15 protein-coding genes are annotated in these 23,773 nt (G+C 53.0%); 12 read left to right on the forward strand and 3 right to left on the reverse strand.

Annotation, left to right across the window (positions count from 1 at the left end; translation table 11 throughout):
- Nucleotides 1-21 precede the first annotated feature (21 nt).
- Both AC0YNX_RS21055 and AC0YNX_RS21060 read left to right on the forward strand, forming a co-directional pair.
- A complete protein-coding gene (locus AC0YNX_RS21055; protein WP_475817676.1) occupies nucleotides 22-1,128 on the forward strand; it encodes a glycosyltransferase WbsX family protein in 1,107 nt (368 codons plus the stop codon).
- A gap of 125 nt (nucleotides 1,129-1,253) precedes the next feature.
- Entirely contained in the window at nucleotides 1,254-2,219 is a 966-nt protein-coding gene (locus AC0YNX_RS21060) for a hypothetical protein (protein WP_475817677.1), read from the forward strand.
- A gap of 266 nt (nucleotides 2,220-2,485) precedes the next feature.
- On the opposite strand, the gene AC0YNX_RS21065 is transcribed toward AC0YNX_RS21060, so the two are convergent.
- Both AC0YNX_RS21065 and AC0YNX_RS21070 read right to left on the reverse strand, forming a co-directional pair.
- A complete protein-coding gene (locus tag AC0YNX_RS21065; protein ID WP_475817678.1) occupies nucleotides 2,486-3,493 on the reverse strand; it encodes an NAD-dependent epimerase/dehydratase family protein in 1,008 nt (335 codons plus the stop codon).
- Nucleotides 3,494-3,624: 131 nt separating this feature from the next.
- Entirely contained in the window at nucleotides 3,625-4,920 is a 1,296-nt protein-coding gene (locus AC0YNX_RS21070) for a ParB/RepB/Spo0J family partition protein (protein WP_475817679.1), read from the reverse strand.
- Between the two features lie 226 nt (nucleotides 4,921-5,146).
- Between AC0YNX_RS21070 and AC0YNX_RS21075 the strand changes: the two genes are divergently transcribed.
- From AC0YNX_RS21075 to AC0YNX_RS21100, 6 genes are all read left to right on the forward strand, one after another.
- Entirely contained in the window at nucleotides 5,147-5,980 is an 834-nt protein-coding gene (locus AC0YNX_RS21075; protein ID WP_475817680.1) for a sugar phosphate isomerase/epimerase family protein, read from the forward strand.
- Between the two features lie 19 nt (nucleotides 5,981-5,999).
- Entirely contained in the window at nucleotides 6,000-6,869 is an 870-nt protein-coding gene (locus AC0YNX_RS21080) for a VOC family protein (protein ID WP_475817681.1), read from the forward strand.
- 139 nt (nucleotides 6,870-7,008) lie between these two features.
- Nucleotides 7,009-8,757: an ABC transporter ATP-binding protein gene (locus AC0YNX_RS21085; RefSeq protein ID WP_475817682.1), complete on the forward strand. Its 1,749-nt coding sequence runs from the start codon at nucleotides 7,009-7,011 to the stop codon at nucleotides 8,755-8,757.
- A gap of 46 nt (nucleotides 8,758-8,803) precedes the next feature.
- Complete coding sequence (locus AC0YNX_RS21090; protein WP_475817973.1) at nucleotides 8,804-10,594, forward strand: ABC transporter ATP-binding protein; 1,791 nt, start codon at nucleotides 8,804-8,806, stop codon at nucleotides 10,592-10,594.
- A gap of 178 nt (nucleotides 10,595-10,772) precedes the next feature.
- Nucleotides 10,773-11,444, forward strand: a complete 672-nt coding sequence (locus tag AC0YNX_RS21095; protein WP_475817683.1) for a TerC family protein — start codon at nucleotides 10,773-10,775, stop codon at nucleotides 11,442-11,444.
- A 278-nt stretch (nucleotides 11,445-11,722) separates the two neighbouring features.
- Nucleotides 11,723-12,493 (forward strand): class I SAM-dependent methyltransferase, encoded by a 771-nt coding sequence (locus AC0YNX_RS21100; protein ID WP_475817684.1) that lies wholly within the window; start codon nucleotides 11,723-11,725, stop codon nucleotides 12,491-12,493.
- Between the two features lie 62 nt (nucleotides 12,494-12,555).
- On the opposite strand, the gene AC0YNX_RS21105 is transcribed toward AC0YNX_RS21100, so the two are convergent.
- Nucleotides 12,556-12,933, reverse strand: coding sequence for a hypothetical protein (locus tag AC0YNX_RS21105; RefSeq protein ID WP_475817685.1), 378 nt, complete (start codon nucleotides 12,931-12,933; stop codon nucleotides 12,556-12,558).
- A gap of 155 nt (nucleotides 12,934-13,088) precedes the next feature.
- On the opposite strand from AC0YNX_RS21105, the gene AC0YNX_RS21110 reads away from it, so the two are divergent.
- From AC0YNX_RS21110 to AC0YNX_RS21125, 4 genes are all read left to right on the forward strand, one after another.
- Nucleotides 13,089-13,382: a MazG nucleotide pyrophosphohydrolase domain-containing protein gene (locus AC0YNX_RS21110; RefSeq protein WP_475817686.1), complete on the forward strand. Its 294-nt coding sequence runs from the start codon at nucleotides 13,089-13,091 to the stop codon at nucleotides 13,380-13,382.
- Nucleotides 13,383-13,548: 166 nt separating this feature from the next.
- Complete coding sequence (locus AC0YNX_RS21115) at nucleotides 13,549-18,078, forward strand: DUF4073 domain-containing protein (RefSeq protein ID WP_475817687.1); 4,530 nt, start codon at nucleotides 13,549-13,551, stop codon at nucleotides 18,076-18,078.
- Between the two features lie 137 nt (nucleotides 18,079-18,215).
- On the forward strand, nucleotides 18,216-20,684 hold the full coding sequence (locus AC0YNX_RS21120) for an SdiA-regulated/phytase-like domain-containing protein (RefSeq protein ID WP_475817688.1): 2,469 nt from the start codon (nucleotides 18,216-18,218) through the stop codon (nucleotides 20,682-20,684).
- A gap of 98 nt (nucleotides 20,685-20,782) precedes the next feature.
- Entirely contained in the window at nucleotides 20,783-23,341 is a 2,559-nt protein-coding gene (locus AC0YNX_RS21125; protein WP_475817689.1) for a beta-mannosidase, read from the forward strand.
- Nucleotides 23,342-23,773: the final 432 nt, after the last annotated feature.

Below are 23,773 nucleotides of genomic sequence, written 5' to 3' on the forward strand. Positions count from 1 at the left end.
AAATAGGAGGCGATGACTAGCATGAGTGAGCTTGAGCACAATCATCCCTACGAAGTGGCGGTGTATTATTTTCCCCAGTGGCATCCTGACCCGCAGAATGAAGCGTTAAAAGGCGAGGGCTGGACCGAATGGCCGTCCCTGCGAGAAGCAAAGCCGCGCTTCCCGGGGCATGAGCAGCCGAAGGTGCCGCTCTGGGGCGAGCTGGACGAGTCTGACCCGGCCGTATCGGAGAAGCAGATTGATGCGGCGGCGGACCACGGCATTACCTCTTTTATCTATGATTGGTATTGGGATCTCGGAGGCGGTGAAGGGCCGTTCCTGCACCGGGCATTGGAGGATGGGTTCCTGCAAGCGAACAACCGTGAACGGCTTCGCTTCGGCATTATGTGGGCGAACCATAACGAGGTGACGCGCGAGCGGTTTGATGCGATGACGGACTATTTAATCATCAAATATTTTAACGAGCCTAACTTTCTGCGAATAGACGGCAAGCTCTACTTCTCGATTTATGAGAGCCATACGTTGATCAAAGGGCTCGGCAGCATTGAGGAGACGAAGGCGGCGCTTGAGTCTTTTCGGGAAAAAACGCGGGAGGCAGGCTGCGGGGAGCTGCATTTGAACCTCGTCGAATGGGGGCTGAATGAGCAGCATCGTGATGTAATTGGCTCTGACTCGAATGCGCTGATCGCCGAGCTTGGCATCGACAGCGTCACGTCATATGTGTGGATTCATCATGCGGAGCCGGATGCGTTCCCGTCGGCGCCTTATGCGGATTGCGCGGCGGATGCGATGCGGAAGTGGCCGGAATTTCGTGATGCGTTCGATGTGCCATACTATCCGAATGCCACGATGGGGTGGGATCCGAGTCCGCGCTGCAGCTGGGAGCTACCGTATGTGAAGGGGGAGTATCCCTATTCGCCGGTACTGACGGGCAATACGCCGGAGGCATTCGAGGCGATGCTGCGGGAGATGAAGAGCTACCTTGACGCTTCAGATCTCGCGCCGCGCATGTTCAACATCTATGCGTGGAATGAGTGGACGGAAGGCGGGTATTTAGAGCCGGATACGGTTCATGGCATGAAGTATTTGGAGGCAATTCGGAGTGTTTTTGGTAGCCCTTTGACGTGAAAAAGTGGTATGCGATGGCCCTGCTGCTCATGTGAGCGGCGGGGATTTTTTATTATATGGAGAGCCATTTGCTAGTGAGATATGCTAAATTAATAGAAATATTTATGCAAAGGGGATGGGCGGAGATGGAGAAAGAACAGGGAAGCAAGCAGGATGGGACTGTGGAGCGGCTGGAGCTAAATCGGATCTTGCAGGACAGTGGCAGGCAGGAGCTGGTGACGCTGCTGGCGGAAGGGATGTCCGGTACAGATTTCAACTCGCTTATGCTCGAGGTGTTTCGCCGGCGTGCGGCAGACAAGCAGCCGAGCGAGCTGCTGCGAAGCTACCGGGAGAACCGCTTCGTGAAACCGGCGACGGTGGACTCGCTTGCGCTCAAGCAGCTGGAGCTGGACCTGCTCCTTATTGCGCGGGAGCGGGGCTATGCGCCGGTGCAGCTGTCGCCGGTCGCGCCGCTTGGCTCCTGTTCTGTCGTGGCGCACGCAGACCAGAACAAGATCATCTCCGCCATCCGCGGCACTGAAGTCGTCGCTGATATGACCAACTTGCTCGCGCTGCACATTGCCGACGGCGTGCAGTCCGGCTCGCTGCGCAATTATCCCGAGCCGGTCAGACTGTGCACGACACACCGCCTTGTGCGCGCACAGAAATTTCCGGATTTGCCGGGATATCTATCGCATTTCTCGTTGTACGCGATGGTGACAGCGGGCAGGGACAGCGGCTCGTATACGTTCGAGAAAGAAGCGGTATGGGAGCACATCGCGATGTACCGTGACATGTTCAGCAAGCAGTTCGGCGGCGCTGTCATCGAGGTGCTCATAAGCGGTCGCGGCGGCTATACCGACGGCGAAGGCCTAATCGCGCGAACCGTCCAGCACCTTCGCGAACGCGCGCCGGAGCTCATCGTGACGGTAGTTCCGCCGAAGGACAACGCGTATTACCTCGGCTTGCAGTTTACGATCAAGACCACTATCGCAGGGCATGAGCACTTCATTGGTGACGGCGGCTTCGTCGACTGGACGCAGCAGCTGCTTGGCAGCAAGAAAGAGCGCATGCTTATCAGCGCGATTGGGCTGGATCGGTTGCTGATGTAGGGACGGCGCTGCCTTAAGTTTGTTTTCGTTGCTGAGAGAACGCATACGTGCTCTCAGCAGCAAAAACGCGCGAAAAGTTTGCTGAGAGGACGTATATGTGCTCTCGGCGTCGGTGCTCTATGATCATAGCCAAAGTTAGTCAACTGAAAGCGGAAAAAGCCTCTCTCGGCGCATGAGAGTGGGTTACCAAAACCAGCAATCAGCGCCGCGAATGCCATCTATCCAAACAACAAAAGGGACGAAGCCCACGGCTTCGTCCCTTATCTTTATGCTTTTGCAGCGGAAGCGAGTGGACCGAACGCACTGCGGTGCGCTTCGATGATTTCGTCTTCCCATGTCTCGTTGTCGGAGTTCGGGATGCGGTCGCTTTGCTTCATCGCCTCGAACACCTCGCGCATGCCTTCCTCAAGCGAGATGGTCGGCACGAATTCAGGCACATCGCGCATCAAACGCTCTGAGCTGTAGTACACGTTATGCGCAAAGATTTCGCTGCAGATGCCGAAACGGCCCGCATCGATTGAGTTCAGCGTATTCAGCGATACGCCGACAAGCTCGACTTCTCTGCCCAGCAGCTTCATCGCCAGCTTATGCTGCTGCTCCCATGTCGTGAAACCGCGCGGAACGACGTTGTACGTTTGGCCGATGCAGTGTGCTTTGCCAAGAACGCCGACGAACGCTTTTGCCGCATCATCAACGTGCATGAAGGAGTGAAGCGCCTTGCCGTCGCCGCAAATGAGAAGCGGTTTGCCCTTCAGAATACGATCGATCCACGTAAAGTCCCAAGCCACTTGGCGCAGGATGCCGCTTTGCGGACCATAAGTGGTCGACGGCTTCAGAATCGTCACAGGGAAGCCTTCGCGGTAGTGCGCTTCCAGCAGCAGCTGATCCGCTTCCACTTTGCCGCGGCCGTAGCCGCTGATCGGACGAAGCGGGTGATCCTCCGTCACAGGCATCCAGTCGTAATCGACGCCATATGTGCACACCGTGGAGCACTGAACAAAATGCTTCACGCCACGGAACGCGCGCAAGCTGCTTGCCGCATCTTCCTTGTCGAAGCTAATCATATCTATTGCTGCATCGAACTGCTCTTGCTGCATCGTTTGCTCAAACGTTTCGCGATCCTTGCGATCTCCGTTGATGACGCGAACGCCTGCAGGCAGCTCGCTTGCGCTTTGACCGCGATTATAACAAGTGACTTCGTGGCCCTGAGCTACCAAAAGACGAACAATGCTTGTACTAATGTTGCCGGTACCGCCAAGAATAACAACTCTCATGCGTTAACATCCTCACTCTCGCACAAAGTCTATAATAAAATAACAGGCTAATAGGAAACCTCCTGCTTATAGTAACACAGGAGGCTGCTCGTATGTGAACCCGAACGAAGTTCACCATATTTCACTAAAAATTATCCGTTCACACGTGTCGCAGCGAGGTCGCGGACAGCTCGAAGCTCCGCAGACCGCTGCTCCAGAGCGCTCAGCAAGAGGTCGACGTTCGCGATTACAGCCTGCAGCTCGCCCTCCTGTGTGACGCCGGCTAGCAGCTCGGCAGGCGCAGCCGACAGAGCTGGCAGCGCGTTAAGCAGCAGCTGCAGCTCGCCGAGCAAGCTCGCTGCGGAGTGCTCCCCCGCCGTCGTCAGCACGCCAGCAACCACCGCCTCCAACGCGGCTCCTGCTCCCCCGCCGAGCGCACCGCCCGCACCAACGCTCGCCGCACCTGCGCCACTCACGCCCGCAGTACTCGTTGCGTCGCCACTAGCACTCACGCTGCTCACACCCACACCGCTCCCGCTCGCACCATTCACACCCGCGCCGCTCCCGCTCACAATACTCGCCATTCCGCCGCCCACGCCGCCACTAGCACTCGCACCTGCCGCACCAGCGGCCGCCTCGCGCTCCGCGGCCTCTGCCGCAAGACGCGCCTTCTCGGCCTTCGCCGCGACTGCCCGCTCAGCTTGCTCCGCCTTCTGCTCCGCGGCTCGCTCACGTTCCGCTTTATTTTGCTGCACGGTTGACCATGTTTGCAGCAGCTCGTACCCGCTCTTGTACAGAAGCTTGTCCTTCGTGCCCGCGGAAATCTCCTTGTCCTTGAACAGCTTCGCGATCTTCTTCACATCAGTGACAGGCAGCGCATCGCGCGCAATGATGAGCGCAAGCGGGTCGCGATGCTCAATCGGCAAATCCTTGATCGGCAGCAGCTGATCCTCGGTCAACTTGCCTTCTCGAATTTCCGTGCCGCTGACAATCAGCTTACGCACCGAGTTGCCGAACTTGAGCAGCTCGCACTTATTCTTAATATAGTTCTCCGGCTTGCCGAGCTTGTTCGCGAGAAACTTCAGCGAGCTGTTGAACTTCGATTCATGCATCAGCTTATGGAACGCTTCAGCTTCCTCAATCGGTGAGAAGCCCTCACGGGTCAAGTTCTCCGCGATCTGCTCCAAATATATTTCCATCTCATCGGTCGCGCTCGACACGATACAGGGCATGGACTCTTTACCGAGCATCTGGCTCGCTTTGTAACGGCGGTTGCCATAGATGATTTTGTAACGTCCACTCGCAGTCGTCCGCACTTTAATCGGCGAGAGCAAGCCGATCTCTTCGATGCTCTTCGCCAGCTCCTGCAGCGCTTCCTCGTCGAACTGGTAACGCGGCTGGTCCTCGTCCTCGTCGATCAAATGAATGGGGATTTGAATAATATCCATAGCAATTCTCCTATCTTGGCTTATCTCAATTAAGTCGCAATCTCTTAATTTTTCAGGCTCTCAACCTCATATGTACTAGTCAAACGTATTATATACCAGGATGCATGTCGTGAAAATAATACCCATCATGTCGCTTTCTTGAAATTGGTAAATGAACTGGAATGTGATACCATAAGGACATTTCCTTCGTTTATAACGCTTTCATCAATCAGAGGAGGGCTTATCAATGTCTTATTTGTCCATCAGTACGTGGAGTTTGCATCGCTTGCTCGGTCCGCTGCGCTTTACAGCTTGGAACGCGGAGACGAAGCAGCATGAACCGCATGTTACAGAACAGCCGCAGGTGCTGACACTGCTCGAGCTGCCGGCAGAGCTGGCGCGCAGAGGGTACCAAGCCGCAGAAGTGTGCCATTTTCATTTTCCATCCGTAGAGCCGGCGTACTTGCAGCAGCTGAAAGAATCGTTCCAGTCGGCTGGCATTAAGTTCGATACGCTCCTGCTTGATTACGGCGATCTGACGACAGCGGACGAGGAGCGCCGCGAAGCGGACATTCGCTACATGCAGCAGTGGATCGACATCGCTTCTCTTGCAGGCGCGAAGCAGATCCGAATCGTTGCAGGAGAGGCAGCTCCGGATAACATCGATGCGCTCCGTCTATCGGCAGAAGCATTGAATCGCCTCAGCCAATACTCGCAGGAGCAAGGCAAGAACGTCCGTATTATCTCGGAGAACTTCAAGCCGCTTACGTCGACAGGGTCATCCAGCGTGAAGCTGCTTGAGCTCGTGGGCGACAACGCAGACTTCATCACCGACTTCGGCAACTTCAAGCTCCCGAACAAATACGACGAATTCGCGCTTACGCTTCCGAGCAGCGTGTCCGTACATGCCAAAGCGCAATACGACGATCAAGGCTATCCAGACCAAGAAGAATTTATTAAGTGCTTGAACACCGTTCGTGCCGCCGAGTTTAACGGCGCAATTGTACTCATCTATGACGGACCTGGCGATATGTGGGCAGGACTCGATCGCATTAAAGCCATCGTTGCCGACTATTTATAACAGTAGGAGGTGGCGGAAAATGTCAGCATTAGCAGCAATTGCAGCAGAAACACGGATTGGGCTCGTGCAATTGCGGGTAAGTAATTTAGAGCGGTCAATCCGCTTCTATCGTGAGGTCGTCGGTCTTCAATTAATCGAACAGACGCAGGAAAAAGGAGTAGCCGCGCTAGGTGTCCCAGGTGCGGCTAAGCCGTTTCTTCAGCTGCGCGAAATTCCGGATGCGGTGCAGCGTCCGCGCCGCTCAGGTGCGGGCTTGTATCATTTTGCGCTGCTCGTGCCGGATCGGAAGTCGCTTGGCTTGTCGCTTCGTCATCTGAGAAGCACCGGCATTCATATCGGACATTCGGATCATCTTGTCAGCGAGGCGCTCTACATCACCGATCCGGACAATAACGGCATCGAGATCTACCGCGACCGCCCTCGTGATACTTGGCAGTGGGATGCGCAGGGCCGAGTGCAGATGGGCCTTGATCCAATTGATCAAGACGGCCTGCTTGCGGAAGCCGGAGATCTGCCATGGAACGGACTGCCTGCAGGTACGACAGTCGGGCATATTCATCTGCATGTGACGGAGTTGCCGACGACGGAGCATTTCTACATCGATGTGCTTGGCTTCGATATCGTCGCTTCGATGCAAGATTCAGCCCTCTTCATCTCGGCTGGAGGTTATCACCATCACATTGGCCTGAATGTATGGGCAGGCGTTGGAGCGCCGCTGACCCCAGCGAATTCGCCGGGTCTTGATTATTACCAAATCGTACTCCCTTCCGAAACGGCTCTAATGGCCGTTTTTGCGCGTTTGCAGGCTGCTAGCGTTCCGCTACGCACTGAGGGCAGCACGATCATCACGCATGATCCATCCGGAATTGAGGTTCATTTGGTCGTATGACAGTTGTGTGTAATCGAACATGATCTCAAATGAATGTGTGTCGTAAAAAGCGCGATGTAGGCTGGAATTTCATTAATCTGGCTTGAATCCCGTTGTGTAATTATATGCAAATAATGGATAACCGAGAGGGGCGATTTAGTTGGGCAGTGGTCGGGGCCTGTTAACGTCTTATATCCGGGCGAAATGGTACATCTACGCATCTGGCATTACGTTTACTATCGCAGCGAACTTGATTCAATCTTATTATCCGAAGGTGCTCGGGAGCTTCACCGATGAGCTGCAGAAGGGCGGACTGACGAAGGAGACGGTTCTCGATTCGAGCCTCGTGCTCCTTATAATCGGCATCGGTTACGGCATTCTTGGCGGTATTGGACAGTTCCACATTATGTATGTCGGCAGGGTGTTTGAGAAGTTTACGCGGCAAAAGCTGTTCAGGCATTTCACAAAGCTGGGCGAGCAGTTCTACTCCAAGAATGGGGTCGGGAAGCTGCTAAGCTATGTGATGAACGATGTCACGACCGTTCGCGAATCCATCTCGATGGGGGTCAACCAAACCGCGAACGCGGTGATGCTAATCGTCTCGGTCGTTGTCATGATGCTAATTAGCCATATTCCCTGGTACCTAATTCTGATCTGTATATCGCCGCTGCTCTTCATTCCGTGGATTGTCGTTCGCTTCGGTCCTACGATTCGCAAGCGTTCGCTCGAAGTGCAGGAGTCGCTTGGAGCCATGACCGAATCGGCGGAAGAACAGTTCGGCGGTATCCGAGTCACGAAGAAATTCGCAGTAGAAGGGATTATGAATGGCAGATTCGGCCGTACCGTTGACCGGATCAAAGACAATCAGCTGAAGCTGGTTCGCGTCTCTTCGTTCTTCCAAGCTCTTATCCCGTTTCTTGGCGCATTATCGCTCGTTGTGACGCTTGCATTCGGCGGTTATCTGGCGCTGTCAGGGCGTCTCACACTCGGTAACTTCGTTGCGCTGACGCTTTATGTTCGGATGATGGTTAACCCTTTGCAGCAGATCGGCAACGTCATCAATACGATACAGCGCTCCCGAGCGTCGCTCGAGAGGCTGAACGACCTGCTGGGGAAGGAACCGGAAATCATTGAGAAAGAACTTGCGGCGGAAGTCGATTGGCACAAGGCCGTACTTACTGTGAATGATCTCTCCTTCACATATCCGGAATCACCTGAGGAAGCGTTGAAGCACATTTCGCTTCGCCTCGAACCGGGCAAGACGCTCGGCATTGTAGGACGGACCGGCTCTGGCAAAACAACGCTGGTGAAGCTACTGCTGCGGGTCTATGATCCTCCTGCTGGAGCAGTCGAAATTGGCGACAGCGATCTGCGCGATATTTCGCTCGAAAGCTTGCGCGCCGGCATCGCCTACGTGCCTCAGGACGGCTTCCTATTCAGCACGACGATTCGCGACAACATTGCGTTCTACCGCCGCAGCGCCGATCTGTCGCTTGTGGAGAAGGCAGCTCGCGAGGCGCAAATTTATGACAGTATTATGGACTTCCCCGATGGCTTCGAGACGAAGCTCGGCGAACGCGGCGTAACGCTATCCGGCGGTCAGAGGCAGCGGACCGCGCTTGCTCGGGGGATGATGATGGAAGCGCCGATTCTTATTCTCGACGATAGCGTAAGCGCCGTAGACGCTGTCACGGAAACGGTTATCATTGATACCATCCGCCGTCAGCGCGAGGACAAGACGACCATTATTATCGCGCACCGGATCAGCGCGCTTAAGCATGCTGATGAAATCATCGTGCTCGATGAAGGCCGAATTGTACAGCGCGGCACGCACGAGAAACTGCTTGCGCAGGAGGGCATCTACGCGATGCTTCATGCCATTCAGGAGGAGGGAAGCAGCGTTGGCTAAAACAGCGGACTTCAATGCGAACAACAAAATCGCTTATAAAGGGCTCATGTCTTACGCCAAGCCGCATACGAAGACATTCCTTGCGGTGTTCGGCTGTATCATCGTCGCGATTGCGGCAGACCTTCTGCAGCCTTACTTAGTGAAAGTGGCTATCGATGATCATTTGATGAAAGGCGATAAGGACGCGGGTACGCTGCTTCTCATTGCCGGCATCTATCTGCTGTTATCGGTGTGCGGATTTGTCTTTACTTATCTGCAAAATAACTACCTTCAGGAAGCCGGTCAAAGCATCGTCGCAGCCATTCGTAAACAGCTCTTCCGGCATATTTCCAAACAATCGATGTCGTACTTTGACCGCGTGCCAAGCGGCAGCTTGATTACGCATGTGTCGAGCGATACGGAGACGCTGAATCAGTTCTTTAGCCAAGTGCTGCTAAGCGTGCTGCGAGATGGACTGACGCTTGTATTCATCATTGCGCTGATGTTTCACCTCGATGTGAAATTGACGCTGTACTGCTTGATTTTGATCCCGCTTATTGCTCTGATTGCGATTTCGTTCCGTTCCTACATGCGCACGACCTATCAGATTACGAGAACGAATCTGTCGCGGCTCGTCGCATTCGTTGCCGAGAACTTGTCTGGGATGCGCATCATTCAAGTGTTCCATCAGGAGAAGGAGCAGCAGCGCCAGTTCGATGAGGGCAATCAGCGTTACTTCAAATCGAATATGCGTGAGATTCGCACGAACGTGCTGTTCAACCGATCTTTCGATATGCTCGGCAATTTGTCGGTCGCCTTCGTCACGTGGCTCGGCGGTAATGCGGTGCTTGGCCATTCGATTCCATTCGGCGTACTGTTCGCGTTCATTACGTATATCCGGCAGTTCTTCCAGCCCATCAATAACATCACGCAGCAATGGAATACGCTTCAATCTGCCAATGTATCCATGAACCGGATCTGGTCCATCTTCGGGACGGTCCCAGAGGTGCAGGATGCTGCAGGTGCGCGTGAGGTCGAGGCAGTAGTCGTGAAAGGGAAGATTGATTTTGACGGTGTGAAATTCGCTTACGGCGACGGGGTTCCGGTCATTCATCATCTTGATCTGCATGTGCAGCCAGGTGAAATGATTGGCATTGTCGGTACAACAGGCGCGGGCAAAAGTTCGCTGATCAGCTTGCTTTGCCGCTTCTACGATGTAAAGCAAGGAAGCGTCTCGATTGACGGGACGGACGTTCGAGACATTCCGCAGCATACGCTCCACCGGCTGATTGGTCTTGTGCAGCAGGAGCCGTATCTATACTCCGGCAGCATTATCGACAACGTCCGAATGTTCGACGAGTCGATTTCCCGTGACCGCGTAATAGAGGCTTGCCGGATGGTCGGGGCCGATACGCTTGTGATGCGGATGAAGGATGGGTATGATACGCGGCTGTCCGAGCGGGGCAGCGGCTTGTCTGCGGGCGAGCGGCAGCTCATTTCTTTTGCCAGGATCATTGTGTTCCAGCCAAAAATCCTCATCCTGGACGAAGCGACGGCGAACCTCGATTCTCATTCGGAGCAGCTCATTCAGCGGGCGCTTGCGGTCGTCTCCGAAGGGCGAACGACGCTTGTTATCGCGCACAGGTTGTCCACGATTATGGGGGCGGACCGTATTATTGTAATGCGGCAGGGCGAGATTGTTGAAGAAGGTACTCACCGGGAGCTGCTTACGCTTGGCGGGTATTATGATGAACTGTACCGGCATTCGCAGGGTGAACATGAAGAGCTGCCTGCTACGGAGGCTGCTGCTGCTGTTGATATGGCGGCATCTTCCTCGGGATGCAGCTCGCGGCGGTAATCGATTCGCAATGGGGATTGTCCACAGGTTATGCACGTTATGTGGATGAGTTGTGTACAACTTTGTGGATAAGACTGTGGCAATTCCCTTCATGTAGCAGTCCCGCACACGTAGACAATCCCTTTTGATCTATGCGATAATGGGCTATTACAAAGACTGACTGTTTGAGGTGTGGATAATGGAACTACTCGTATTGCTGGCAGAGATCATGCTGGTCAATATTGTACTTAGCGGAGACAATGCTGTTGTCATCGCGTTGGCAAGCCGAAATCTGCCAGATTTACAACGTAAGAAGGCTGTATGGTGGGGCGCGATGGCGGCAGTTGTTCTCCGGATTATTTTGACCGTCATTGCCGTTTATTTGCTTAAAGTGCCGTTCATTCAGATCGCAGGCGCGTTGCTCCTGTTCTGGGTCGCAATTCAACTGCTGAAGGACGACGGCGACAGCAAAGATATTGCAGGCGCCCAGTCGATCTGGAAGGCGATTCGCATTATCGTCATGGCTGACTTCGTCATGAGCCTCGACAATGTGCTCGCGATCGCATCCATTGCGAACAACAACATTTGGCTGATGTCGCTCGGCGTTGCGCTCAGCATTCCCATCATTGTCTGGGGCAGCCAGCTCATTATGGCGCTGCTGCACAAGTTCCCGATCGTCGTCTTCATCGGTGCCGGCATTCTCGGCTATACCGCTGGCGAGATGCTCGAGGACAATGATACGCTCAAGAAGTTTCTGCATAACGCCGGCGAGTGGGTAGATACGCTGTTCCCATTCGTCTGTGGCCTGCTCGTCATGGGCATTGGTTATCTGCTGCAACGCCGCGGACGCTCGCGCGTGCAGGAGGCTTAATTGAAGAGAAGGAGGTTCCCTTGCGAGTGAGGGAACCTTTTTTTTTGTTGCGGTATATCGGACTCTCACAATATCCCCATAGACGCCCTAGCGTGACGAACGGTATAATTGGGGTAATTTTACATGGAAGCGAGTGATTTCGCATGATAATTCGTCAAACGGCTAGATTCGAGAGTAAGAAGGTACGGAAGGGATAATCGCTTCTGAGCTAGCGTGAGTGGAGCAGAACGATAGAATTCCCTTTCGTGGAAACAAACCACAATATGGAGGGAAAGCGGATGTCTTTTAGCTACTATGGCGCACTATGTACAGAGGTTTATGATCATACGAAGAAAGTCGGTCAATCGATCGACGGAGATATTGAGTACTATCTGGAAAGGCTGCAAGCTTGTAGAGGCGGGCGCATACTGGAAGCGATGGTAGGGTCGGGACGCGTCATCATTCCGCTGCTTGAAGCGGGATTTCAAGTGGATGGAGTGGACGCTTCACCCGCCATGTTAGCATCCTGTCGGGAGCGCTGCGAGGAACGGGGGCTTGTCACCGAGTTGTATCAGGCTAATTTGCAGGAGCTTGAGCTGCCGCATCTCTATGATGCGATTTTCATACCGGCGGGCTCGTTCCTGCTTATCGAAGATCGCGAGCAGTCGATCGAAGCGCTGAAGCGGTTTTATCAACATTTGAAGCCGGGCGGCCGATTGCTGCTGGACTTGGAATTGCCTGACTCTAACTTTGAACAGAGCCATTTTGCAGGAACAGCGGTGTTCCATATGTCAGGTGGCGACCTCATCACCATGGAAGGCAAGTTGATCGAAACGAGCTTCCTCCACCAGAATAAAGTTTCGCTAATCAAATATGAGAAGTGGCGGGATGGCGTGCTAATCGAGACAGAGCTGCAGCGTTTCGCTCTGCGATGGTACGGTGTGCAAGAGTTCAAGTATGTACTGGAAAGCTGCGGCTTTACGGATATCGTCGTTTCCGCAGACTATGAGTACGGCAAGCCGCTCACGGGCGACAAGCAGCCGTTCACATTCGAAGCCGTACGTCCATAAAGAACGGGGTATCCCACCACAAGCGCCAGTAGATGATGCTTGAGGGGATGCCCCTTATTTTATTAAGATACCGGGGTAAGGTTCGGAATGAACGTAAATTCCGACGGCGAATAACGCTGATCTTGCACAAGATTGCCGAATTCATCAATGCCGAACACCGATACAACGACATTGTTCAGGGCAGGCGTAATAACGTCGTACTGAACTTCATAAGCGACGTTCCCACTAATAAAATAAGTTGTAATCTCAGAATCATTAGGCGTGAGCGTGAACGACTCTGCGTAAGCAGGAGTGAAGCTAGATGAGTCAACAGAGGCAAAGACGAAGATAACGACAGTCACCGTGTCCTCCAAGTTTTCATTCTTCATGCTGACGACGATGTTGGACGATGCTGTTCCGAAGTCTCTTGTGTTGGTCACAATTCCAGTAGTAAAGGGCATTTTCTGCAACACCTCCTTCCTCTATCTACCAGTATATGGGAGGGTTTGAGGTTGTCCTGTGCAGGTGCAGCCCGAAATCTATTAAATTTTGAGCAGCAAAAATGTTATGCTAGTTAACTAAAGGCAAGCTAGAAAAGCGAGAAGAGGGTAGCGTAGTGAATATATCCGAATTGCAGCAGTATGTGCGAGGTTTCAGTGAGGAGAAAGGTTTTGACAAGGGCACCATCGAGCAGCGGATGCTGTACTTGATGACCGAGGTCGGTGAATTGTCCAAAGAAGTGCTCTCCGTCTCCTACCATCCTGAGCGTGAGCGGAGCGAGAACCTTGGGCATGAGATGTTCGACGTTGTCTGGAACTTGATGGACCTGGCAAACAAGCTCGGCGTTGATTTGAATCAGGCTTTCGAAGCGAAGATGGCGATTAATGATAAGCGCAGCTGGGGGAAATAGAGTCTCGGTGGCAACATATAAGGGAGTTCCAAGCTCATCACAAATGATGGCTAGGAGCTCCCTTTTTCATCATCCTTTTACGAATTATTAATAACCTTCTAACGCTCGGAAAATAGTAAATTGTTACTATTTTTGAAATGAGTCAAATTGAGGAGGTTTCCAAGTGTTGAAATCAGCAAGAGGCAGGAAATATGCAGCGTCATTGTTATCGCTGGCCTTGGGCATTAATGGGTGGCTCGGGACATTTATTCCCGGTACTGGAGCAGGGGAAGCAGCTGCAGCAGCGTACTCGAACGCGGATCATGTGGTTATCAGCCAGATTTATGCCGGTGGGGCAGATAATGATACGAAGCCTTCCACGTATTTTAACGATTATATCGAATTGTATAATCCGACAGATGAACCACAGCCACTAGCAGGCTGGTCTATACAATATGTTCCATATGACTATTCTGACGGAAGCGATTGGAATGTGATTGCATTTGACACTGCCGATGTCCAGAGCATTCAGCCGCACGGATACTACTTAATTAAAGGCAACCACGGCACGGGTGCAACAAATGCGGATACAAAAGAAATCAACAATTCAGATATGGATGTAAATACAGATGGCAACATGTTTCCTCACATGAACAAAGCTGGAGGTGCCATTGCGCTTGTGAAGGGCAGCGGTACTCCTGTTCCTTTGAACACAAAAGCACCCAACGACGACCCGACTGTAATAGATTTGGTCGGCTACGGCACCTCAACATCAGAACCTCCAACTAAGGAAGGCTCGTATGCGCTTGATGGTTCATACCAGAAGGTCCTTATTCGTAAAGGCGTAAACACGTTAAATGATAGTGTAGCAACACCATCAACCTCTGAATCTACGGGGTACGGAAATGGTTACGATTCAGATAATAATGCGACGGATTTCCAACAACTGAAAGGCACGATCTTCACTCCGCGCAACAGCAGCGTACGCGAGCCCGCAATCAAAGGTGCAGCGGCTACGGCTGGCCTCAGCATGGACGCAGATAACAAGACAGTCAGCTCCACGCAAAATCAATTTAAAGTAACGCTGAGCATCGGTACGGTGCGTGATGGCGATCTGGTCGAGGGAGACGATTATACGATCGGCGGTCTTCCGGACGGCACATTCACGACTACAGCGGTCGGTTCCAGCGCTGACAACTCGATCACGGTTACACTTAGTGGAACGGCCGCTGAGCCGATCACAGCGGATTGCGATCTGACAGTTGTTGTGAAGGGCGCTGCATTGGAGCATGCGAATGCTTATCCGGACTCAGCTGCAATAGGCGGAGCGACGCTAGCTCATGTGTCCACGATTCCACAAATTACGGCTAGCGCAGTTGCTGGATCGGATAAGCTCGTCATGTCCAGCGACACGGCTCTGGGCCAAAATACGATTGCGATTCAATTGTCGAGCAATGTAACGGTTCGTACAGATGCTCCTCTTGCTAGTGGAACAGACTATACGGTGGAAGGTATGCCGGAAGGAATTACACTGACTGCTGCACCAGATGCAGAGAACAATCGCATTGTGTTCACGGCTGTGAACTCAGTCAATAATGCAATTACGGAAGATGCGAACTTCTCTATCCTCATTAAAGCTCATGCGGTTCAAGAGGAAGGTGCCCTCGATTCTGCAGCGGTTACAGGACTATCCTTGGAGCGCCACCGCATTGCTCCGAATACATCAAGCGATCGCAAAGCTCTCGTCGAGCAAACGCTGAAGCAAGCAAACACTTTCTTCAATGATCCTGTCACGAAGACCTACAAGTACAGCTCTGAAGCGCTAGCTCATGATGTTTTTACATTCCTGCGCGGTACGAATGATGTCTATCGCCAAGACTTAGGCACTTCGGCATTCCCGCTGCCTGCTTCACTCCAAAGCTTGTCTTCGCTCAAGACGTACACCGAAGGCGATGCTCATATTCAGAACGTCGGTATTTTTAACGATAGCACGGGCAAGCCTGTGTTTGGGCTGAACGACTTCGATAGCGCGAAGGTTGATCCGTTCTATACGGACTTGCTGCGCTTCGTCGTGAGCCTGTATGTCGTTAAGTATGACGCGGACAGCTCCAAAATCACGCAGATCACAGACTCGGAGATTCGTGCTGCAGCTAAGCAGTTCCTTGAAGCCTATAAGGATGCGGTTGTTAGCGTGGCGGATAATGATGATGAGAAGACCGTCAAGCTGACGGCAAGCAATATGACGACTTATACGGCAAGCGTGCTGAATACCGTTGTAAACAATAAAGACTACGCCGCTGCGAGAAGCAGCCAAGCTTCCAAGTTCGTGAAGGATACGGTGACAAGTCCGGATACGTCCAAATACTTGCCTGCGACGGACGCCGAGAAAGCGGATATTCAGGCACATTGGGGCGGATATGTTCAGGACATCGCTGCGAATCAGAACAGTCCACTTCATACTCTGACTTCAGAGCAGCTGGACAGTTATTTCACAATCAAGTCGATTGTTCGCCGCATTAATCAAGGGATGGGCAGTATCGGCGTTAATCGTTACAACGTGATGGTCGAGGGCGCAACAACAGCGGCTACAGACGATGTCGTTCTGGATGTGAAAGAGCAGCTGCGCGCTGCAAGCTTGCCGAAGAAAGCGTATCAGGCGATGACGCTCGATACGGATGCTTACCTCGGCGTTCTTCTTGGGGACAACAGCCGCCAGTATCTTGTACGGGAAATTTCACCGTACAAGGGCGATTACACGAAGAAGACATTTTCGAATGCAACGGACCTAGCTCAGTATGCAATTGATTCTGCCAAAGCGTACGCATACATGCATGCTTATTCGGACGCAGATTCGCCAATTGGCGGTCTGACCGGAAGCTTCGACAGCAAGTTCAAGAACGACGTTGCTCCGAACTGGAGTGCAATTGAAAGTGCGATTATTAACGCTGCTGAGGATTATTCGAAGCAGATCATCGCGGACTTTGACCTTGTTAAGGGTGATATGATCGCAGGCAAACTTGTGGATATCGCTACTCTAGGCAGCTTGAGCGTGAGTCAAGGTACGCTCTCTCCAGCATTCGCCTCCGATGTGACGAGCTACTCGGTTACGGTCGGAAGCAGCATTGATACGTTTAATGTAGTAAGTGCTGCGGCGGATACGAAAGCGACCATTACGATAAACGGTGAGTCGTATACAGCGGGTCAAGAGCGTGCAATTGCCTTGAATCCAGGCAACAATACAGTAACGATTGCGGTAACCGCTCAAGATACGGCGACGATCAAGACGTACAGCGTGGTGGTCAATCGCATAGCACCGCCGGCGGCTCCGAGCGTAACGGCAAACGATTCGAGTAATACCATTGTCGGCATTAATTCGGCGATGGAATACAAAATCGACGAAGGCAGCTGGACGACCTACGATGCAAACGCCAAGCCTAGCCTGAGCGGCAAGCATACGGTGCAAGTACGGGTGAAGGCAAGCGGCGAGGTTCCTGCCGGCGAGATTACGACACTTGCTTTTACGACGAATTCCAGTTCGTCAGGCGGTACGATTACACCAACGGATCCATCGGGACCATCAGAACCTTCCGGACCTTCAGGTTCATCAGCGGTTAATGCAGGTAAGGATTCGATCGTAAAAGGTACCGACGGTAGTGCAGTCCTCGAAGTTCCAGCGAGTACGAATCTCGTCAACCTGAATGCTGACGCCGTGAGCGCAGCATCGGGCAGCAACAGCCTTGAGATTAAATCAGATAAGCTCTCAGTTGAGGTTCCTTCTGACCTAATTTCGCAGCTATCTAAGAAAGTAAGCGCAGAAGAGCTTAAAGATGCTGTTATCTCGATCGCAATGAATCCTATGCCTGCTGCTCAGGTCCAGCAGCTCGTATCAAGCGGACAGGGCGCTTCCGGCGCGCAAGTGAAAGTCATTGGTGAAGTCTACGACTTCAGTCTTTCCTTGACGACCGCATCAGGTACGACGACCAAGATGTCTACCTTCAGCGAGCCGATTACGATTCGTATTAAAGTTGGCTCCTCGGTGAATAGTGAGCTTGCTGGCATGTACTACATTACGAATGACGGCAAGCTGGAATATGTCGGCGGAACATTGGTGAATGGCGAGTTTATTGCGCAAGTTAGCCACTTCAGCAAGTACGCCGTACTGGAAGTACGCAAGAGCTTCACAGATGTGGAAACAGGCTTCTGGGCGTATCATGTCATCCAAAGCTTGGCATCCAAGCAATTAGTAACGGGCGTAACAGAGAACACCTTCGAGCCGAACCGCCAGATTACACGCGCAGAGTTCGCGTCGCTGCTAGTGAGAGCGTTGAAGCTACCGGCAGGTTCTACTAACGGCTCTGCTTTCCAAGATGTGCGTACTGGAGATTGGTTCGCGAGCGATGTTGCGGCGGCTGTCGCTGCAGGCATTGTCAAAGGGAAATCAGAAGCGAAATTCGGGCCAAATGATCGCATCACAAGGGAAGAAATGGTCGTCATGCTGATGAGAGCCTATGCATCCGGTCATAGCTCGCTTCCTTCAGCTGGCGCATCCGTATCATTCAACGATCAAGCTGCGATCTCGGCGTGGGCCGCGAAGGACGTTAATGCGGCGGTTTCCCTCGAACTCATCAAAGGACGTACCGCTGACAAGTTCGAGCCGAAAGGCTTGACGACGCGTGCCGAAGCCGCGCAAGTCATCTATAGTTTGCTGAAGCTTTAATAGAGAATGAGCAGCTAATATCGTTCGCGATATTGGCTGCTTTTTTTTTGTGCAAGCACCGAAAAAACTGAAACCTTTTCCCAAAAAAAGCGTCCAATTTGATACAAGATGTAGAGCTCGTTAAAGGAGTGGCGGCGATGTGGACGAAGTCGCGTAAACGGACGTTTCAGCTAGGTGCTTGCTTGTTTGCAGTACTGTTGATTGCCGGAATATTCCTCACCGATAGAAGCTCATTCACTGCATATGCACCTGCGAATCAGACACCTCTCAAGACCACGCCAGACACTCCAATGGAAAAGGATGCTATTGAACCCCCTGCTGATTCAACCGCTGCTCCCTTGGCACAATTTTTCCACACCGATTCGGCAGATAAGCAAGTGCTGTGGCAGGACGGGAAACAGATCATTTTCGCACAAAATCATCAGCTCACTTACAGCTCTGGCAATGGAGCGGAAGCCGCACGGACCCTTTATACTTGGCAGGCTTCACTCGCCTCGCAAGCTTGGTTGAACGGAGAATATTTGCTGATTGGCACACAGCTCATTAGCGGAGAAGCAGAAGCTGGCGCAGAGCGCGGCTCATGGCTCATTATTCGTACTTCAGATGACGCGGCAGTGCTCGGCGAGCAGAAGAGCTTTTTCGGGCCGGAAGATGTGCTGTCCATGGGATTAGCGAAGGAGCCGAATCTCTTCCTCGCACAATGGAAGGACACAACTACGAGGAACGAGTATGTGCTCGAGCCCTCCCAGAAGCAGTGGAAAACGGTAGAAGGCGGACGCGTGGAGCTGTCTGTCCAGGACATGAAGCGTTCCGCTGCGGAGACGTACTCCTTGGCTGAACCGAGGATCTTTCGGCTTGCGGAGGGAGTAACCGTTTATGCCTTTGCGGATCAGAGGGGCAGTATGGTCTATTATGAGAAGCCTTATTCGATGGTGAGCCGCTATCTTGGTTACGAATTAGTGGATGCGAAGCTCATGCCGTTCATGGAAGAGGATATGCCGCGGATCATGGGGCTGCTTAGAGATCAATCCGGCAAAGAATGGATGGCGTTCTTGAACCAAGATCTAAGGCTGCTGCAGACCGACCAGCGGCTGTGGGAGGAAGGCTGGCAAGCGCTGAACGAAACGACGTTCACTCGTTCGTCCGAGGGCAAGCTGGAGGTGCTTCAATATGGGGTAGAGAACTGGAGAGTTGTATCCGAGTATCCGCCGAGCTATCGTCAATTCTCTACGGCCGGGGCGCAGCTCGCGTCCTCGCAGAAGTCGCTGCTAACGTATGAGGTAGCTGGGAAGAAGCAGACGATTGATTGGCGTGATTTGATCTACACCTCAGCCGTGCCGCAGGAGCAGATATGGTCTTCCCCGCTGCAGGACAGCATCGATTTCACCGTGAAACAAGAACCAAGGCCGCCTTGGGATGCGGAGCTGGGGAGTCACAAGGTTAGTGCGCCAAAGCTTGAGGAAGCCAATACGAATGCACCGATTCCGGATGAAGTGTGGCAGGCCTTAGATGAGGTTCATCCCGAAGTTGATTACAGCGCTGCAAAGACGTTTCGCAAGTTTGGCTCGGATTGGTATGTGCTAGTCGATCGCCAGCTCTACGCCTATCAAGACGGACAGATGAATGTGCTAGGAGAAATGCCCGTTACTGTCACGGTCGAGATCGGAGAGGCTGCTGACGGGAACGGCGCTAGAGATTTCATTCGCCTGCAAGACGGCTGGATTGTCGCAGATACGGAAGCATCCCGCGTAGTGAAGTTAAACGATCAGCTTCAAGTGGTAGCGGAGCTCAAAGTCCCGTATCCCAATGTGCTGACGCAGAGTGGGAGCAAGCTGCAAGTGACTTCTTATGTGCAGACGGTAACGACGGATATGACGCTGAAGCAGAGTCGTTCTAAAGCGCAATCTTATCAAGCTGTCTCGAAGAAGGAGCAGGAGGAGCGTGAGTTCTGGCCGGGGGAATGGTACCGGGACACGAAGAGCGGGCTGACCTGGTATTACTTGAACGGATTTCTGTACCAGGATAAGGAACGGCAGCAGAGGCATCGCGCCTTCTACCTGGGCGTGAATGAGAATGCGAGAGCGCATGTGCATATCGTTCCATATAAAGACGAGGTGGTTGTGCTGCTGGATCACCGTATGGAGCGGTTCGACCGACAGGGCAAGTGGCTCGGCACATTGCCATTCCCGCGTGGGAACCCGGACGGCATATATGACCGAACTCCGCAGGGCGAGAGCTCACTTGTCATGGACGAAGCATCGGGCAGCCTGTATCTGGTGCAGGGCTATCGCATTCTGCGGATTGATCTGAACGAGCGAGCAGTGGAGCAAGTATTCGGTCAGAATTACGCGGATATCGGTTCGCTGACATCGTACAAAGGCGTGTTGTTCGCAGTCGTACACAGCAATCAGTCTGACGTCAGCCGGCATTTTCAAGAAGGGGATGCTGCAACAACAAATATGAATACAGAGGTTATCGCGATTGACCCTGTGAAGCATGACGTAAAGCGGTATACCGTTGAGGGATATTACGATGCGATCCGAGTGAGCAGCGGCGCGGAGTCTGAGCTTCATATGGATTTGATTCAATATCAAGCAGCAAACTGATCATAAAAGCGTTAAGTTGGTTCTTTTACTCCGTAGATTGTCCATGTTCAGCGCCTTTAAGATGAAGGGGACTAACTTACCCATCGACGGAGGCTTGTATGAGCAGGATGAGAATGAACATAACCAAGTGGACGTTTAAAAATAGCAATGACAATCGCTGGCTGCCTGCCTATGTACCGGGCTGTGTGCATACGGATTTATTAAAGAACAAGCTGATCCCGAATCCTTTTGCCGGAACCAATGAGAAGAAGTTGCAGTGGATCGATAAACAGGATTGGGAGTATGCTGCTGAATTCGATGTGCAGGCGGCGCTGTTCGAGCAAAGTCATCTGGAGCTTGTGCTCGAAGGGCTCGACACGTACGCCGATGTGTCCGTGAATGGCGAGCATGTGCTCTCTGCAGATAATATGTTTCGTACGTGGACCGCGGATGTAAAGCCGTACTTGCGAGAGCAAGGAAACCGAATCGAGATTCGGTTTCGCTCGCCCATAACGGAAGGGCTGGCAAAGCTGGCGGAACGGGGCTACGGGCTGCCTGCACCTAATGACGACTCGGCGATGGGAGAGCTTGACGACAAGAAGGTGAGTGTCTTCACGCGCAAAGCTCCCTATCATTATGGCTGGGATTGGGGCCCACGGTTTGTCACAAGCGGCATCTGCAAGCCTGTCTCGCTGGAGGGATGGAGCGGTGTGCGCATCCGTAATCTGTTCATCCGCCAGGATGAGGTGACTGAAGCAAGGGCGAAGCTGACCGCTGTGCTTGAGCTCGAGTCGGAGATAGGCGGCGCGTATGAGCTGAAGCTTGCCGCAGATGGCGAACAATGGGGCGGCATCATTGGCTTGCAGCCAGGCAAGCAGACGATAGAGTGGCCGCTTGAGATCGAGCAGCCGAGACGCTGGTGGTCTCGCGGGCTCGGCGAAGCGTATCTCTATACGTTCGAAGCGGTGCTGACGCAAGGGGCGGCGAATGTGGCGAGCGCGTCCGTCCGTACTGGACTTCGCAGCGTGAAGCTCGTTCGCAAGCCGGATTCGTACGGCTCTTCGTTTTATTTTGAAGTAAATGGCATTCCGGTGTTTGCTAAAGGCGCGAACCATATTCCAAACGATAGCTTTTTTAACGAAGTAACTCCGGAGCGGTATCGGCACGAAATCGCAAGCGCGGTGGAATCGAACTTCACGATGCTTCGCGTATGGGGCGGCGGCTTCTATGAGCAGGATCTGTTCTATGAGCTGTGCGACGAGCATGGCCTGCTGGTGTGGCAGGATTTCATGTTTGCTTGCAGCATGTATCCCGGCGATGAGCCTTTTCTTGACAGTGTGCGTGCCGAAGCGCAGGACAATATGCGGAGGCTGCGCAACCATCCGAGCATCGTGCTCTGGTGCGGCAATAACGAAATTGACAGCGCATGGGCGCATTACTCGGAAGAGGGCGGCTGGGGCTGGAAGAAGCTGTATTCCCATGAGCAGCGCGAGGCAATCTGGCGCGACTATGAAGCTCTCTTCCACCGCGTGCTCCCTGAAGTTGTGGAAGAGCTGGCGCCGGGCATCGCGTACTGGCCGTCTTCGCCGATGCAGGGCGTGACGAATGATGAAGCGCAACATGCAACGAACGATTCCGCACATGGGGATATTCATTTCTGGGCGGTATGGCATGCATCGGAGCCGTTCGAGAAGTATAACGACAATATCGGCCGGTTCATGAGCGAGTACGGGTTTCAGTCATTTCCCGAATACAAGACGGTGCGTACATATGCGTCTGAGGCTGAGGGCGAGATGGCGCTTGACTCGGAAGTGATGCTTCATCATCAGAAGAACGGTCGGGGCAACTTCTTGATTAAGGAATACGCCGACAAGTATTTGAAGGCGCCGAAGGACTTCGCGTCATTCCTGTACATGAGCCAAGTGCTGCAAGCAGAAGGAATGAAGCGGGCAATTGAAGCGCATAGGCGGAAAATGGACTATTGCATGGGTACGCTCTACTGGCAGATGAACGACTGCTGGCCGGTCGCGTCTTGGTCCAGCATGGATTACCTTGGCAGGTGGAAGGCCATTCAGTATGCGGCGAAGCGCAGCTTCAGCGATGTGCTGCTCTCGATCGACCAGCAAGAGGATGCGCTTACCTTCCACTTGGTGTCTGACAAGCAGGTGCCGATTGAGGGGATTCTCGAATGGCACTTGTATGATTTTGATGGGGGGCTGCTCGTACGGGATAGCTGCCCGGCTGCGGTAGTGGCACCAGCGAATGGGGCTGCACTTGTGCTGACGATCTCGGCGAGCGAGCGGTTCGGTTCGTATGCCCCTGAACGGGTGGTCTTGGTGGGGCAGTTTGTAGATGGCGGCGGCGAAGTCGTTGCTCGTGCCGAGCATTATTTGGTTTATTCGAAGCATCTGGCGCTGGAGTGTCCCGATATTGACATCGTCGTGCTCGATGGTAGTGAGGGGACAACCTTCCAGCTGACGGCGCAGAGTTTGGCGAAGCAGGTGTGGCTCGAGTCCGAAGAGGAGGGTATCTTCTCCGATAACTTCTTCGATCTGATCCCGGGCATTCCGGTAACCGTACAGTTTAAAAAGCGGAATCCGAGTGATGGCGTGGCATTTGCGCCAGCATCGCCGGGCTATGTGAAGGTGCGGTCGATGATTGATTTTGTGATTCGATAGAGTGGGTGGGGAGCCGCGATTGGTTCCTTGCGCACAGTAAGGGTAGATGACGGCGGCGGTTAGTCGAGGGGGTTCCCGCCATTGTGCAGCGTTGGCGGTGGTGGCAATGCGAAGAGGGAGCAATGGTAGTGGGCCGAAGCAGAGGCGCAAGCAGATGCAGATGAGGATGCAGATGGGGGTCCGGCTAACGGAACGTAGGCACCTTATTGTACCCATTAGAGCACTTTATAGAATGTAACGTAACCCAGCGACGTTATTTGCATGATTTTCAGCTCAAAGAAGTCCATTTGACCATAATAACGCCGCTGGGGTCCGTTAGAATTTGAAAACGCGCGAAATGTGCCGAATAGCGACTCTGGAGTCCGTTAGCGAGAACGGGTCGTGCAAGCAGCACAAGCCGAGAGAACATATACGTGCTCTCAGCAGCCGAAT

Source organism: Paenibacillus sp. J31R98, from assembly GCF_056269245.1.

Excerpts from the sequence above, each read along its gene's own strand:
- AC0YNX_RS21060 (WP_475817677.1), top strand. The coding sequence starts at position 1,254 with ATGGAGAAAGAACAGGGAAGCAAGCAGGATGGGACTGTGGAGCGGCTG.
- AC0YNX_RS21105 (WP_475817685.1), bottom strand. The coding sequence starts at position 12,933 with ATGCCCTTTACTACTGGAATTGTGACCAACACAAGAGACTTCGGAACA.
- AC0YNX_RS21080 (WP_475817681.1), top strand. The coding sequence starts at position 6,000 with ATGTCAGCATTAGCAGCAATTGCAGCAGAAACACGGATTGGGCTCGTG.
- AC0YNX_RS21120 (WP_475817688.1), top strand. The coding sequence starts at position 18,216 with ATGTGGACGAAGTCGCGTAAACGGACGTTTCAGCTAGGTGCTTGCTTG.
- AC0YNX_RS21100 (WP_475817684.1), top strand. The coding sequence starts at position 11,723 with ATGTCTTTTAGCTACTATGGCGCACTATGTACAGAGGTTTATGATCAT.
- AC0YNX_RS21125 (WP_475817689.1), top strand. The coding sequence starts at position 20,783 with ATGAGCAGGATGAGAATGAACATAACCAAGTGGACGTTTAAAAATAGC.
- AC0YNX_RS21055 (WP_475817676.1), top strand. The coding sequence starts at position 22 with ATGAGTGAGCTTGAGCACAATCATCCCTACGAAGTGGCGGTGTATTAT.
- AC0YNX_RS21090 (WP_475817973.1), top strand. The coding sequence starts at position 8,804 with ATGTCTTACGCCAAGCCGCATACGAAGACATTCCTTGCGGTGTTCGGC.
- AC0YNX_RS21065 (WP_475817678.1), bottom strand. The coding sequence starts at position 3,493 with ATGAGAGTTGTTATTCTTGGCGGTACCGGCAACATTAGTACAAGCATT.
- AC0YNX_RS21095 (WP_475817683.1), top strand. The coding sequence starts at position 10,773 with ATGGAACTACTCGTATTGCTGGCAGAGATCATGCTGGTCAATATTGTA.
- AC0YNX_RS21070 (WP_475817679.1), bottom strand. The coding sequence starts at position 4,920 with ATGGATATTATTCAAATCCCCATTCATTTGATCGACGAGGACGAGGAC.
- AC0YNX_RS21075 (WP_475817680.1), top strand. The coding sequence starts at position 5,147 with ATGTCTTATTTGTCCATCAGTACGTGGAGTTTGCATCGCTTGCTCGGT.